We start from the raw sequence: 15,066 nt of genomic DNA, 5'->3' as shown, positions 1-15,066 counted from the left end.
CTCATACAGGCTGCTATAAATTTGTTTGATCTAGAATTAAAGATTACCAAACACCTAAAATAATGCAATAGAGTCTTTATGTGTTGATAGAAAGGCCTTCGAGGGTAGGAATTGCCTGGCAAACTCTTAATTCTTGATTTAAAAAAAACTTTCCAAAGACTCCCCAAATCTAATATGTCATTGCTGTAGGCTGCATTTAGTAATATAATCTCATATTAAATAAGACTTTACTTAAGTTTATGCTAGATTCTCCGCTAATTTTGACAGCCATTCTTATATTTTTTATTTTTACGTTGTCATTCTTTTTTATAAGAAAGATATTTGGGTCAACAAACAAGAAGATAATAAAATCCTTTAGGAAAATTGTTCAGCAAATAAATGCATTAGAAACAGAAATGCAGAGTTTATCTGATGAGGAGCTTGCTGATAAAACCGAAGGATTCAAACAGGAATTGAGAAATGAAAAAACGTTAAATGATCTTCTCGTACCTGCATTTGCGGTTGTGCGCGAAGCCTCTCGAAGGTTTCTTAACATGAGACACTTCGATGTTCAACTGATCGGTGGAATGGTGCTCCATAACGGCATGATATCAGAAATGAAAACAGGAGAGGGAAAGACACTCGTTGCAACTTTAGCTGCATACCTTAATTCTTTAGAAGGGAAAGGCGTGCACGTCGTAACTGTTAACGATTATCTTGCAAAACGAGACACAGAGTGGATGAGCAAATTATATAATTCTCTTGGGGTTTCTGTTGCGTTTATCACGAATAACTTGACAGACGAAGAGAGAAAAGAGGCTTACAGTGCAGATATCGTGTATTCCACAAATAACGAGCTTGCCTTTGATTACCTGCGAGACAATATGAAATTTTCTCAAGAAGACATGGTTCAGAGAGGCTTTCACTACGGAATAGTTGATGAAGTAGACTCAATACTCATTGATGAAGCTCGCACTCCGCTTATTATTTCTGGCCAGATTGAGGAAAACAATCAGATATATAAGCATATCAATAAAATAGTAACCAAATTAGTTGACTCTGATTATGAGGTGGATAAGAAGGGTAGGGTAGTGTTCCTTACTGAAGATGGTATTTCACGAGTGGAAGAACTACTCAGGTCATACAATCTCATTCCTGAAAATTCCTCGCTCTATGATACTGACAGCATGATAATGACTCATTATATAGACCAAGCATTACGTGCACATAAGCTGTTTACTGCTGATAAAGATTATATAGTAAAGGATGGCAAGGTAGTGATTATTGATGAATTTACTGGGCGTATGATGGAGGGCAGGAGATATTCCGATGGTCTTCATCAGGCACTTGAAGCGAAGGAGAATCTTGAAATTCAGCATGAGAATCAAACTTTAGCTTCAGTTACATTTCAGAATTACTTCCGTATGTACAATAAACTTTCTGGAATGACTGGAACAGCAGCAACAGAGGCAGAAGAGTTTCATGATATATACAGACTAAATGTAGTAAAAATTCCAACTAATGTACCTGTAAAAAGAATAGACATCGATGATGAGATTTACGGTACAGAAAAGGAAAAGTTTAATGCTGTATTAAAATTTATAGAAGAATGCCACAAGCGCCTTCAACCAGTCCTAGTTGGCACGGTAAGTATTGAAAACTCTGAGAAACTTTCTGCGCTTTTGCAAAGTCATTCTCTTAAGCATTCAGTACTAAATGCTCGTTATCATGAACAAGAGGCGTACATAATAGCACAAGCTGGGGTGCCAGGCAGCATTACTATAGCAACTAACATGGCAGGACGTGGAACTGATATTCAGCTTGGTGGAAATGCTGAAATGATTGCAAAGGTAGAGCTGAAGAAGATAAAAAATGATGATGAAAGAGTAAAAAAATACCAAGAAATAGTCGAAAGAGTAAAAAAAGATAAGGAAATTGCTATAAAAGCTGGTGGTTTATGTGTGGTTGGAACCGAAAGGCATGAAAGCAGGAGAATAGATGATCAGCTGCGTGGCCGTTCTGGCCGTCAAGGTGATCCTGGACTTTCTAAGTTCTTTTTATCACTTGAAGATGATCTAATGAGAATATTTGGTTCTGATAGAATGAGAAGCTTTTTACAAAAAGTAGGGTTAAAGAATAACGAAGCTATTCATCATCCATGGATCAATAAGGCACTTGAGAAGGCGCAGAAGAAAGTTGAAGCTAGAAATTATGATGTGCGGAAGTCTTTGCTTAAGTTTGATGACGTAATCAACAACCAACGTAAAGTTATTTTTAAACAGAGAAACAATATTTTAGGCAACGAAATTAATAATTTACTTGAAGTATATAGCGAAGTAAATGAGAGCGTAATAGAAGGTATAGTCCAAAGTGGCTATTATGAGGATTATATTGAAGATATAGTCAAAGAATTCCATACAAAGTATGGAATAACGCTTGATAAAGAAGATTTAGCAAAGTTTTTAAACAAACAAGAAGCTTTGGATTATATAAATGATAAGATACAAGAATTTTTTACTGAGAAAGAAAAATATTTCAACAGTCAGCACACTACAGATTTGTGGAATACGATAGTGAAGCAAGTAATGATTATGACACTCGATCATTTATGGAGGGAGCACCTTTCAACTTTAGAAAGCTTAAGACAAAGCATAAGCTTACGTGCCATGGGGCAGAAAGATCCACTGAATGAATTTAAACGCGAAGCTTTCTTGATGTTTGAGTCAATGCTTGAAAAATGGAAGGAACTCACCATTCACCGCCTAGCGCACTTTAAGCTACAAGAAATAGGCAATAGGTTACATTCTGCGAGAAATAGCAGACTTCCCAAAGTCTCAAGAAACGACAAGTGCCCTTGTAACTCAGGGAAGAAATACAAACATTGCCATGGTGCGTTTACTGTGGTAAATTAGCAGCTGTAGTCTGCTCACTTATATCATTGTATCTAGCCTCTTTTAACTCGTTCGATAAATTCTGTGATTCCTCCTCTGTTAGTCGAGAAGGCTTTTTCTCTGATGACTTCATTAGTTTCGTAATTTTATCTAATGCAATAGCTATTCCAATTGCAGTTACAATTGGAAGTACTGGTGCTGCAAACCCTATTGCTATTAAAGAGTTCATCGTAGTTGATAAAGACGATAAAGAATCTACTTTAACTATTGGAGCAAACACTACCAAGGACACTCCAACTGCAACACTTCCAATAAACAAACCAGCTAGACATGCAATTTCTTTTAATATGAAATCACTTACACGATGACCTTTGCAATCTGCAAATTTGGAGCAAACACTACCAAGGACACTCCAACTGCAACACTTCCAATAAACAAACCAGCTAGACATGCAATTTCTTTTAATATGAAATCACTTACACGATGACCTTTGCAATCTGCAAATTCGGACAAGGGCGTTTTTATGAAAGTTACAATTAATGGCGCTACAGAAATAGCACCAACAATTCCACCTATCATCAGAGGTGAAAGACTAGTCAAGGTACTGAGTGCTAGACCTGTTAAAATACTTACTATAGCCCCTATTACTACAGCTATTCCCAGAATTGCTAAATAAATTATCCCTAGCATTTTGCTCCTTTTTATACTTGCAGTCTTTCCAGACCTCAGAATTTTATTATGGTATATGAAGTGAATTATGTCAATCTAGAAGTTGTTTCTCTAAAAAAAATACAAACACTGCCACGGCGCAGTTACTGTGGTGAACTAAAAATTATGGTTATACAGTTTGTTTATTTCCATCAACATTACTGCAGCTAACCTCACTTAGCTTACTGTTTAATGAATGCTCTGATGACTTATACGCAACTCCATAGGAAATTCCACCAACAATCAGTGCAGATGCTACAGTAATTCCAATTATTGCTAGTGCAGATAATGCAGTAGCACAAATAAGTACTAATGGAGCAACAATGGCAGCTAATATACCCACAGTAATTCCTGCTGTTATAGCTTTAGGTCTATGAATAAATGATGGATCTGCACCATAATTTAGTAGAAGTTTTGCTACTTTTGGATGTTGATAATTTAGCCATTGGATGTTCACCATGAGTGTAATAAACAGCATAATATAAAGGAGTTCTTCCTTATACATCAACACCCGCATCTCCTTTTAATAGAGCCTCTGCTATTTGTGTAAATTGCTCTTCATTTGTTTCAAAAAGCCCAGTTCGTCTAAGATCCTCCATAGTATCCATAATATCTTTACCCTCTAAAGCCTTATCGATTAAATCCATAACTATCTCACGTCCACGTTGTGTACTTAATACACGGTACATGATTAACGCGAAATCCGATGCACCCAACGCTAAACCTAGTGAACCTAACGCTACAGTCTGTACACCTAACATAAATACAGGGAGGAGTAGACTGGGTAGATTTCGCTTTGAACGACGAAGTTCACCCGTATTATCTTCGCTTAAACTTATAATATCATCTATTAATCTGCTTATTTCTTCATGACTAATTTTATCATTAAGATTTCTTTGCTTTAAAACACTAGACTGTAATAGTTGAAGAATAATGTCTTTTTTAGCTGTATTACTTGATTGTTGTTGACCTATACCCATTTCACCCCCCTTAAGTATAACTAGAAATTGCCCTCACTATAAAATCAAATGGTCGTAAACAATTTATGTAAATACCAAATACGGGCTAATCTGTAACACAGATATTTCTAGTGTCAACAATTTTTTCCATGTTGATTAGAAAATTGATTTTATTGCAAGAAATCACATTGTTTATTTTGGAACTAGCATTGAAAGAGTCACATCAACTACAGTAGGCACACATTAATCAACATATAGCAAGGAGAAAAATTATCTTGAAGATTTGTGGTATATTGCCACTGTCTTTGCAATTTTATCATAAAAAAACTGCTTTCGTTTATCAAATATTGCAAATATAAAAATTAGTATTATAGTTGTAAAGGTTAAGTCTGTTAAAGGATCAAACCACCATTTAGAAGTATACTTACCAAGCGAATCAAAAAATATATTCATCGTGAATATAGAATCCAATATCAAAGTAGTAACTTCAAACAAAACACATCTGATTGCTGCTTGCATTAGGGTAATATTTCCAAGTGTATTTGCATCTTTTATGTATACTGCATAATAATTGTCCTGGAGTACCGCTAAATCTTCTTATCATGTATACTCCAAATACTATTGGTAGCAAAAAAGATAAGCATGTGTCTAATAGTTCAGCTCTAACAGGGTCAAAAGTCATTTCTGCAAAATAGAAAAAGACTAAAGAAATACCCGTAATAATAAAACGGTCAATAATGTATGCTACCACGCGCCTAGTTATTCCTACATAGTTTAAATTTAAGTGATGTTTTTCAGGTTTATAATCGATTACTACTGTTTTTGCAATTTTGTCGTAGAAAAACTGCTTGCGTTGGTCAAATATTGCAAGTAATAGGGCCAATATTGGTAAGACTAAAAACCATTCAGAAATATAGCTAGATACCCACAAAAATACCTTAAAACTATTCCTTATTACTGCTTGCATTAAAGTAGCGTTTTTAATTTTGTTTGCATCTTTTATACATATACCACATAAAAATTTCCCTGGAGTTCAGCCAAGTTTTGTTATCATTAATGCTTCTAATACTGTAGACATTAGTGCTCCTAACACTTCATCTTGTACTGACATAAAGGTTGTATAAGAAAAAATAGCGTCAAATAGGTCAGCGTTGGACAAATCAGCGTAGGGTGATCTGTTTAATGTGAATAAAAGTAATAAACCAAAAATTAGATAAAATATCATTTGGTCAACTACACATGCTGCAACACGCTTAGTAACTTTTGCATAGTTTACTTTAGTATCCATTTTTGTATCCAACACGATTGCCTAACATACCAGACTAGCAGTTAAATAATAGTAACTTTGTATTACTATGAAGAGCTACATTAATTAAAGTCAGCATATATTAATGAACCCACAACTGGAGAAGGAATCAGCTTGAAGGCTTATAGTCTATTGCCACTGTCTTTGCAATTTTATCATGAAAGAACTGCTTGCGTCGGTCAAATATTGCACATATGAAAATTAGTATTATGGCTACAAAGGTTAAGAATGATAAGGGTTCAAACCACCATTCGGAAGTATATGTCTCAAAAAAGAATAGATTAATAATGAGCATAAAAATCAATATGAAGTTAATAATTTCAAACAAAACATACCTGATTATTGCTTGCAGTAGAGTAATATTTTTAAGTGTATTTATGTTCTTTATACAGATGCGGCACAGCCATTGCCCTGGGGTGCTACCAAATCTTCTTGTTATAAATACTCCGAGTACCATTGATAGCAAAAAAAATAAAGAAATGTATACGACTAAACGTGTGAATTTGTCAGGATGAAAAATAATTTTTACAAAAATCAAACAGAATGAAACTATTCCCATAATAGTGCAGCGGTCAATGATGTATGCTACTGCACGCCTAGTTATTCCCACATAGTTTAAATCTAAGTGATGTTTTTCAGGTTTGTAATCAATTACTACTGTTTTTGCAATTTTATCATGAAAAAACTGCTTGCGTCTATCAAATATTGCGGATATAAAAATTAATATTATAACTACAAATGTTAAGGTTAATAAAGGTCCAGACCACTGTTGAGAATTATGCTCATTATAAAATTCTTCTAGAGCAAGAATATAACCTGGTATGAATATGTTAAAAGCTTCAAACAAAATGTACCTGACTGTTGCTTGTGTCAGAGTAATATTTTCAAGTGTATTTGCATCTTTTATATGAATACCGCATAACAGTTGTCCTGGAGTACCGCTGAATCTTCTTATCATAAATGCCCCAAATGTTATTGATAGTAGAAAAAATAAGCATGTGGTTAATAGCTCAGCTCTAGTAGGGTCAAAAGTTATTTCTATAAAAGAGAAAAAGGTTAAGGAAATTCCAATAATAATAAAATGATCTATAATGTATGCTACTGCACGCCTAGTTATTCCCACATAGTTTAAATCTAAGTGATGTTTTTCAGGTTTGTAATCAATTACTACTGTTTTTGCAATTTTGTCATAAAAAGTCTGTTTATGTCGATCAAATATTACAAATATTAAAACTAAAATTGGTAAAATATAGAACCAGTCAGAAATATAGCTAGGTACAAACAAAAGCGCCTTGAAAGTACTTCTTATCAATACTTGCATTAAAGCACCGTTTTTAAGTGTGTTTGCATCTTTTATGTATATACCAAATAGTAATTTTCCTGGAGTCCAACCAAACTTTATTATCATTAATGTTTCTAGTGCTGTAAACAGTAATGTTCCTAATACTTCTTCTTGAATTGACGTAGAGATTGTACCAGTATCAGAAAAGATATAATGAAAAAATTCAGCAAAGGGTTTATCTGATGATATGAACAAAGTGAATAAATAAAAGGCTAGAAATATTATTGCATCAACTACATATGCTGCAACACGTTTAGTAGTTCCCGCATAGTTATCCATTTTTGTACCCAACACGATTGTCTAACATACCAGACTAGCAGTTAAATAATAGTAAATTTGTACTCCTTGTCTTCTTCTTGCTTTCAACCAAGCAACTGGGTAAGTTGATCTATTTCATTTATTGGCACAAGTTTAACTTTTGCGTGTGAACCATTCTGCTGACCTGTATAGATTAAATACCCCTTAGCTGTTTGAGAGAGTTCACAGAAATACTGTACATTTTTAAAAAAATCACTCTGAAGCGTGGAACCAGCCTTAATTTCAATAGCATGAATGTTACCACCCCATTCTGCTAGTAGATCTACCTCATGTCCCGTTCGGTCACGCCAAAAGTATATATTGGCAGGTAATCCCTGATTGAGGCGCTTCTTGAAAATCTCCAAAACAATCAAATTTTCAAACAGAGCTCCTTTAAGGTAGTGTGTTTCTAGTTGACTCTCCTTTTCAAGGCCAAGGAGCGTACAAGCAAGACCAGTGTCATAGAAGTATAACTTTGGCATCTTGATTAAACGCTTGTTGAAACTTTGGTGAAATGGTTGAAGAAAAAATATTAGGTAACTAGCTTCCAAAATATTCAGCCACTGCCGTACGGTTGTATGAGAAATACCACAATCTTGAGCAAAAGATGATAAATTAAGGATCTGCCCTACTCGACCTGCACACAATTTGAGGAAGGTTTGGAATCTACCAATGTTTTCAATGTTTTTAAGTTGTCGAACGTCTCTCTCAATGTAGGTTTGGATATAACTAGGATAGAAATCCAGTGGGTGCATGTTAAGGCTATGTAACCCAGGGTACCCTCCCTTAAAAATAGCTGAATTAATGTTTATAGGCATACCAAGCTCAGATAAACTAAGGGGCAATAGTGTTGTCATGCCTATGCGCCCTGAAAGAGATTGAGAAACATGATGACTAAGAGCAAAATTTTGAGACCCTGTTAGTACATATCGACCCTTTACAGGAGACTCATCAGCTATTTCTTGAAGATATGATAATAACTCAGGCACGTGCTGTACTTCATCAAAAATAGCGCCCTGCTGATAATTAGCTAGAAATGCCCTAGGATCATTTTGCGCTTGAAAACGAGTGTCAATATTTTCTAAAGATACGTACGGCAAATGCTTAAACAACGTTTTTGCAATAGTTGTTTTACCAGACTGTCTAGGTCCTGTAATACCCAAAGCAGGATAAAGCTTAGAAAATCTTTCTAAAACTGGGGTTATAGAACGTAAATACATAAATTGAATTTTATAGTTTCAATATGCAAGAATACTATAAAAGGTTAAAGATGGCAACACTTACACGAACATTATGGTTTGAAAACAGAGTTTCGCATAAGGCTTGCTGAACTTCCTACAAGTTGATCTCTCTGGCGATAACGTCTATCGACCCTGAGCCCTCCCTCCTGATCCATTCTCTACCTTGAACCGGAGGTTCCTCAAACTCTAAATCTTGTTTTCGTCACCTCTTCCCCTAATTATATACTATATTATATATAAAATATAATATAGTATATAATTTATAGGGGGGGATAGCAAAAAAAATGAGCTTTTTTTGAGCTGAGCAAAGCCACCTAAGGTAGAGAATGGATCAGGAAGGAGGGCTGTATAATATTGACCTTACCCAGAAAAAGTAGAGAGAAAGTTAAGACGTTTTTGTCATGAGAATAAATTGTGCAGGAATGCAATAATTAATAGTAGAATGCCTACGTTGTTTGTTATAAAAGATTTCTATGTATTCAAATATGGCAGTTCTGGTTTGTTGAGCGAGAAGTATCAATAAGCAGCTCCCTTTTGAGTGAACTTTTCTGCAACAGAGTTATCGTAACAACATCCCTTATGGCTCATGCTGGAAATGATGTTTTTTGTGTTCAATAGAAATTGGTAATTTTGAGAGGTATACTGTGACCCTTGATCACTATGTAACAGCAGATTTTTATCGGGTTTGCGCTTATTAACGGCCATCAATTTGGCTGATCAGTGGTGAATCTTTGATCCAATATGTTCGGAGCCACAACTTGGTTGCTTATTTGCTGTTTTTTATTTTTGAACCTTCGTCTAAGTTTGGCTTTAATGCCATTTTCTCCTAGGCTCTGTGGACAAAATTTTAGAGAAGCCATATAAGATGTACAGTCCCAGAGTGTGATGGTAAGGATTTAGTATAAACAATTCAGGAGCACTGAGAACATATAAATTCAAAAGAAGTAAGACCACTAAGAGTTTTGAGTCTCTTTGCATAATTGTAAGCCATATAAAGATGCTTTGTGAATTGCTGATGTGATTGGTAGTAGTATTTTTTAAAGTTTCGTTCAACTTGCCCAAGATTTTTGTTAGACGATGTTCAATATTATGTTCTTTACAAACTCTATCAAATATGTGTTGGAAAGCGTGTTTATGGCGTTTCTGGTTGGTAAATTGTATATCGTTGTCTGTCAAAACAGTGTGCGGTAGAATTTTAATCAAATTACGTAAAAACTCAGCAGCTATGGGTTTTGTAGCACGTTTATGTAACTCAACATAGGTGAATTTGATCTATAGCAACAAATAGATATAGTTTTCCCTCCTCTGTTCTGACTTCTGCAATATCAATATGCTATAGGATATTTCTTAAATTTCTTTTTTGGTTTAATCAACATCTGGCAGTTTGCTAATGTTATAACAGCGATGCAGGCTAGAAGTGCGGAATTGTAGACTGCAAGGCAATCATCTAATGGTAGAAGTGTATGCTTCCGAAATGCGATCTTCTTCTAAAGTTAGAACAGTTGATCTTGGATGTTTTGAGCGTCTTTAGTAAATGAGCGTTTTCTCCATTTGACAATAGTTTTTGGATTAAGGTTTGGAAAGCTTTGCTATACTATTTTGTATTGCTCTACGCTGTTGTCCGGGCGCACCCATGTAACCATAATTCCTCCTTCGATGGTATTTTTTTCTTACATTTTATCATACCATCACACTCTGGGATTGTACATCTAACATTGGAATAACAAGATTTGACATTAACCGTTGATAATCGGAATATTAGTAGGGTACGAATTACTTAAAAAGCATGCATAAATATGACGTAGTGGTGGTAGGTGGTGGTCATGCAGGGTGCGAAGCTGCTGCTTCGGCAGCTCGCCTTGGTGCAAACACACTGCTTATAACTCATAAAATTTCAACTATAGGAGAAATGTCCTGCAATCCAGCAATTGGAGGAGTTGCAAAGGGCGTTGTAGTCAGAGAAGTCGATGCTCTTGATGGAATAATGGGAAGAGCAATCGATCAAGCAAGCATACACTCAGTCATTTTAAATAGCAGCAGAGGTGCAGCGGTATGGGGCCCACGTGCACAGGCAGACCGAAAATTATACAAGCAAGCAATACAGGAAATTATTCTAAATTATAACAATTTGACGGTAAAAGAAGAGTCAGTTGACAATTTTCTTATAGAAAGTAATGGCAATGGAGAACCGTGCATTAAAGCTGTAATGATAAGCTCAGGTGAACGTATACCAACAAGTAAAGTCGTTCTAACTACAGGGACTTTTCTGCGGGGTGTGATTCATATAGGAGAGCAAACAACTCCTTCAGGAAGAATGGGAGATAAGTCTGCAGTAGAACTTGCAAATACGCTCAAGAGATATGATTTTAGATTAGGTAGACTGCGTACCGGAACTCCACCAAGGCTTGATCGTAATACTATAAACTGGTCAATATTGCAAGAACAAGTAGGTGATAACCCACCTGTGCCGTTTTCTTATCTCACAGAAAAAATTAACCAACCTCAGGTATCATGCTTTATTACCCATACTAATGAAAATACGCATAAAATAATTAGAGAAAATCTTCATAGGTCAGCTTCTTCGTATTTGGATGACATTGTTGCACCAAGATACTGCCCATCCATTGAAGTTAAAGTTAATAAATTTGCAGAAAAAAGTAGTCACCAAATATTTTTAGAACCAGAAGGGCTGGACGATGATACTGTATACCCAAACGGAATTTCAAATTCATTGCCTGTTGAAGTGCAAAATAAAATGATAAAGAGTATCAAAGGACTTGAAAACGCAGAAATATTGAGGTCTGGATATGCAGTTGAGTATGACTATATTGATCCACGAGAACTAAGCCATACTCTTGAAACTGAGAAAATTAAAGGTCTATATTTTGCTGGCCAAATTAATGGCACCACTGGATATGAAGAAGCAGCAGGGCAAGGAATTATCGCCGGAATTAATGCAGCACTCTCTGCATCTGAAAAAAAAGAAAGCTTTGTTCTTCACCGCACAGATTCATATATCGGTGTAATGATAGATGATTTGGTCACCAAAGGGGTGATCGAGCCTTATAGATTATTTACCTCACGTGCAGAATATAGGCTAGCTATCAGGTCAGACAATGCGGATAGAAGATTAACACAAAAAGGTTATGATATTTCCCTTGTTTCGCATGAGAGATACTCTGTTTTACAGAATAAACTTAAATCCATTAAGCAGCTTGAAGAGAAGTTAGGGAGTCTGACGATTACTCCTGAGCAGCTTAGGTCTTATGGTATCAAAATATCTTATGATGGGATAAGAAAAACGGCACTAGATTTACTCAGCTATCCAAACATCGACTGGAATAAATTACAAGAAATATGGCCGGAGTTAAACAGCATCACACGCTGCACAACGGATACTGGATCCTCTTCCGTCATCTCAGGACACTCTCACATCATCCGAGTAGCTGACACCGGGATCCAGGAAAAAAGCAGCGTTACGCGCTGGAATGACGCCGCAATGGGTAGCATAACTAAGAATGAAATATGCGAAGCAGTTGAAATTGAAGCAAAATACAAACCTTATCTAATAAGACAAGAAGCAGATATGAAGTTTTTACGAGAGGAAATTAACACTCAAATTCCAATCGATTTTAACTACTCACAAGTTAAAGGCCTGTCAAGTGAAGTAATAGAAAAGTTGCAGACGATAAAACCAGCGACGATTGGCATTGCAAAGCAAATACAAGGCATCACTCCCGCAGCGATAGTGAGCATATTAGTGTACCTTAGGAATAAGAAAACGAAAGTAGCTGCTAGTTTTGCGTGAGGTATATGTCAAAAATCAAAGAATTTCGTTCTTTTATGTGTGAAACAAATGTTGACGCATTTATGTTGCATACTAAAGATGAATATTTAAATGAGTATTCAGAGGAGCTAACAAAGCTGTGTGGCTTTACAGGAACAAATGGGCTACTTATCGTTACAAAAAACAACAAGTGCCAATTTTTTACAGATGGACGCTATATCACACAAGCTCACAATCAGTTCGATCGGGGCAATTTTCAAGTATATAATATACAAGAAGAGGATCCACGCGAATGGGTAAAAGCAAACTTAACATTGACCACCTCACTAGGTTACTATTTGCAATATTTTACCGTAAAAGAGATAAGAAAATATGAAGATATTTGTAAATTGGTACCATATTCAATTAAAAAAGAAATTAGTCGTAGAGAACAAAAGATAGTTTCGCATGCAGCTGGTGAAAGTAGTAAGAATAAATGTGAAAAAGTCGCTAAAAGCATAGATAAAGAAGCTGATGCAGTGCTTTTGACTGATCCAAATTCAATTTCATGGTTATTAAATTTAAGAAATGAAAATGCTAAATATACTCCATGTATATTGGGTCGTGCTATATTATATAAAAGCGGCAATGTTGATTTGTTTGTTCAAGACAAAGAACATTCAACTATAGAAGCAAATTTAGGCAATCATATAAATATTTTTGATATTAGTGAGCTAGAAAATTCGCTGCACAAGCTAAATTCAATAGTTATAGATCCAAACACAACTCCAATGAGTATCATGGCTGTAATAAAAGATAAACAGGTAGCTGAAAGAGAAGATCCTTGTCTAATTTATAAAGCAGTAAAAAATCAAATTGAAATAACTGGGGCTATAAATGCACATATCAGAGATGGAGTGGCAGTTACAAACTTTCTACATTGGCTTGAAAATAATATTGGCAATGAAGTCACTGAACTTAATGCTGAAGAGAAACTCTTAGAATACAGAAAAGAGCAGGATTTGTTTAAGCAACCAAGTTTTCCAACAATTTCTGCATTTAATGAAAATGGTGCAATAATTCACTATCGTGCAAGCAGTAAGACGAATAAGGTAATTCAGAAAAGTGGACTATATTTGATTGACTCTGGTGGCCAATACCTTAATGGCACAACTGATGTGACAAGAACTGTAGCAATTGGCAATCCAACCAGTGAACAGATAGCCCACTATACGATAGTACTCAAAGCTCACATTGCTGTGGCAAATGCCGTCTTCCCTCTTGGCACTACTGGCGGAGAATTGGATATTTTGGCACGTATTCACCTATGGAAATTTGGAATAGATTACATGCATGGTACAGGGCATGGAGTAGGAAGTTACCTATCAGTACACGAAGGACCACAAGCAATATCAAAGGGCAATAAAGTGAAACTCACGCCAGGAATGATACTTTCCAACGAACCTGGTTATTACATTCCGGGAGAGTATGGAATAAGAATTGAAAATCTGATGTATGTCGACAGACAAGAAAATAGCTTTTTACATTTCAAACAACTGACCTTCATTCCATATGATAGAAGGCTAATAGATGTGCAAATGCTTACTAAAGATGAAATTGAATGGATAAATAGCTATCATCAATTTGTCTATGAAAACTTAGAAAATAGCGTAAAAGATAAGGAATGGTTAAAGAAGGTATGTGACCATTTGTAAGCAAAGGAGCATTTTTTATTGTTTAAAAAGTATTAATGCAATTTGTGATAGGTATTTTGTATTGTTTTTAATTTAAAAACGATATATAATAAAGGATAGTATTTTTAGGTAGACATATTATGATAGACAAAGGACAAGAAGATGAATTTATGAAGCAGTATATGGATACTTGCAAAGAGCAAATAGAAAAATTAGCCAAGGATCCTGAATTGCTTAATCAGACTTTAAAACCATTTATGCAAATGTCCCAGCAGCTTATGGCTGGCGGTATGTTAGAAGGGGCTATGCCTGGCATGGTACCTGATTTGGGTAGTATAGATGTTAACAAGATGATTGCTCAGATGAAGGAAATGATTGACTACATAAGAGGTAACTATAAGGAACTAATGAAAGAGCATAGCTCGCAGATTCAAGAGCTTGATGAATCCAGTAAAAAGCTAAGAGGCTTAGTTAAAAAATTGATAGAAAAGATCGAAAGTAAATAAACAATATCTAACGCAAGTCTCTTCTGTCATTCTATGCACATCTGCATAAGTGTCTAGTGACCTTACCCAGAAAAAGTAGAGAGAAAGTTAAGATGTTTTTGGAGTAAAATAAAACGTTTTTTCAAAATATGGCAAATAGAAGCAGCAGGATTCAAATTAGAAGCTGTTAAGTTGGTTAAAGAAACAGAAGTACAAAAATAGAAAAAGATCTAGGCATAGATGGCAGTATGTTAAGTAAGAAGATATGATGGAAAAATGTCAGAAGCATACGCATTTCCAGATAAAGGCTCCTTATGACAAAGAAAGATTTGATCTAAAAAAAGAACTAGCAAGAGTAACAAGAGAAAGAGACATAAAAAAAAAGCCCTGACCAAACA

General features: G+C 35.4%; 12 protein-coding genes and 1 pseudogene. 5 read left to right on the top strand and 8 right to left on the bottom strand.

What is annotated here, in order from left to right:
* The first annotated feature begins 239 nt into the window (after positions 1 to 239).
* Together secA and MWH06_05350 are read left to right on the top strand one after the other, a co-directional pair.
* Entirely contained in the window at positions 240 to 2,891 is a 2,652-nt protein-coding gene (gene secA / locus MWH06_05355) for a preprotein translocase subunit SecA (GenBank protein UPA54714.1), read from the top strand.
* A gap of 26 nt (positions 2,892 to 2,917) precedes the next feature.
* Complete coding sequence (locus MWH06_05350) at positions 2,918 to 3,238, top strand: hypothetical protein (GenBank protein UPA54713.1); 321 nt, start codon at positions 2,918 to 2,920, stop codon at positions 3,236 to 3,238.
* Here the strand turns inward: MWH06_05350 and MWH06_05345 are convergent.
* The 8 genes and pseudogenes from MWH06_05345 to MWH06_05310 all read right to left on the bottom strand — a co-directional run bounded on the left by MWH06_05345 (position 3,228) and on the right by MWH06_05310 (position 10,407).
* On the bottom strand, positions 3,228 to 3,560 hold the full coding sequence (locus MWH06_05345; GenBank protein UPA54712.1) for a hypothetical protein: 333 nt from the start codon (positions 3,558 to 3,560) through the stop codon (positions 3,228 to 3,230). The two genes, MWH06_05350 and MWH06_05345, sit on opposite strands and share 11 nt — an antisense overlap.
* Before the next feature lie 148 nt (positions 3,561 to 3,708).
* Positions 3,709 to 4,056: a hypothetical protein gene (locus MWH06_05340; GenBank protein ID UPA54711.1), complete on the bottom strand. Its 348-nt coding sequence runs from the start codon at positions 4,054 to 4,056 to the stop codon at positions 3,709 to 3,711.
* Positions 4,057 to 4,075: 19 nt separating this feature from the next.
* Positions 4,076 to 4,558: a hypothetical protein gene (locus MWH06_05335; GenBank protein ID UPA54710.1), complete on the bottom strand. Its 483-nt coding sequence runs from the start codon at positions 4,556 to 4,558 to the stop codon at positions 4,076 to 4,078.
* A 466-nt stretch (positions 4,559 to 5,024) separates the two neighbouring features.
* Positions 5,025 to 5,504 (bottom strand): RDD family protein, encoded by a 480-nt coding sequence (locus tag MWH06_05330; GenBank protein UPA54709.1) that lies wholly within the window; start codon positions 5,502 to 5,504, stop codon positions 5,025 to 5,027.
* 66 nt (positions 5,505 to 5,570) lie between these two features.
* Positions 5,571 to 5,840: a hypothetical protein gene (locus tag MWH06_05325; protein UPA54708.1), complete on the bottom strand. Its 270-nt coding sequence runs from the start codon at positions 5,838 to 5,840 to the stop codon at positions 5,571 to 5,573.
* 112 nt (positions 5,841 to 5,952) lie between these two features.
* A complete protein-coding gene (locus MWH06_05320; GenBank protein ID UPA54707.1) occupies positions 5,953 to 7,464 on the bottom strand; it encodes an RDD family protein in 1,512 nt (503 codons plus the stop codon).
* 83 nt (positions 7,465 to 7,547) lie between these two features.
* Positions 7,548 to 8,594, bottom strand: a complete 1,047-nt coding sequence (locus MWH06_05315) for an ATP-binding protein (protein UPA54706.1) — start codon at positions 8,592 to 8,594, stop codon at positions 7,548 to 7,550.
* A gap of 939 nt (positions 8,595 to 9,533) precedes the next feature.
* Positions 9,534 to 10,407 (bottom strand): annotated as a pseudogene (locus MWH06_05310) (IS481 family transposase).
* 102 nt (positions 10,408 to 10,509) lie between these two features.
* On the opposite strand from MWH06_05310, the gene mnmG reads away from it, so the two are divergent.
* From mnmG to MWH06_05295, 3 genes are all read left to right on the top strand, one after another.
* Positions 10,510 to 12,531 carry a tRNA uridine-5-carboxymethylaminomethyl(34) synthesis enzyme MnmG gene (mnmG, locus tag MWH06_05305; protein ID UPA54705.1) on the top strand — a complete coding sequence of 674 codons (2,022 nt, stop codon included), beginning with the start codon at positions 10,510 to 10,512 and terminating at the stop codon, positions 12,529 to 12,531.
* 5 nt (positions 12,532 to 12,536) lie between these two features.
* Positions 12,537 to 14,204 carry an aminopeptidase P family protein gene (locus MWH06_05300; protein ID UPA54704.1) on the top strand — a complete coding sequence of 556 codons (1,668 nt, stop codon included), beginning with the start codon at positions 12,537 to 12,539 and terminating at the stop codon, positions 14,202 to 14,204.
* A gap of 119 nt (positions 14,205 to 14,323) precedes the next feature.
* A complete protein-coding gene (locus MWH06_05295; GenBank protein UPA54703.1) occupies positions 14,324 to 14,689 on the top strand; it encodes a hypothetical protein in 366 nt (121 codons plus the stop codon).
* Positions 14,690 to 15,066: the final 377 nt, after the last annotated feature.

This window comes from Wolbachia pipientis (assembly GCA_023052945.1).
Taxonomy (GTDB): Bacteria; Pseudomonadota; Alphaproteobacteria; order Rickettsiales; family Anaplasmataceae; genus Wolbachia.
The sequence above is the reverse complement of the archived record's forward strand: the minus strand, read 5'-3'. Positions and strand labels throughout refer to the sequence as shown.

Coding starts and splice junctions, on each gene's coding strand:
- secA (UPA54714.1), top strand. CDS start 240: ATGCTAGATTCTCCGCTAATTTTGACAGCCATTCTTATATTTTTTATT.
- MWH06_05345 (UPA54712.1), bottom strand. CDS start 3,560: ATGCTAGGGATAATTTATTTAGCAATTCTGGGAATAGCTGTAGTAATA.
- MWH06_05340 (UPA54711.1), bottom strand. CDS start 4,056: ATGCTGTTTATTACACTCATGGTGAACATCCAATGGCTAAATTATCAA.
- MWH06_05335 (UPA54710.1), bottom strand. CDS start 4,558: ATGGGTATAGGTCAACAACAATCAAGTAATACAGCTAAAAAAGACATT.
- MWH06_05330 (UPA54709.1), bottom strand. CDS start 5,504: ATGCAAGCAGTAATAAGGAATAGTTTTAAGGTATTTTTGTGGGTATCT.
- MWH06_05320 (UPA54707.1), bottom strand. CDS start 7,464: ATGGATAACTATGCGGGAACTACTAAACGTGTTGCAGCATATGTAGTT.
- mnmG (UPA54705.1), top strand. CDS start 10,510: ATGCATAAATATGACGTAGTGGTGGTAGGTGGTGGTCATGCAGGGTGC.
- MWH06_05300 (UPA54704.1), top strand. CDS start 12,537: ATGTCAAAAATCAAAGAATTTCGTTCTTTTATGTGTGAAACAAATGTT.
- MWH06_05295 (UPA54703.1), top strand. CDS start 14,324: ATGATAGACAAAGGACAAGAAGATGAATTTATGAAGCAGTATATGGAT.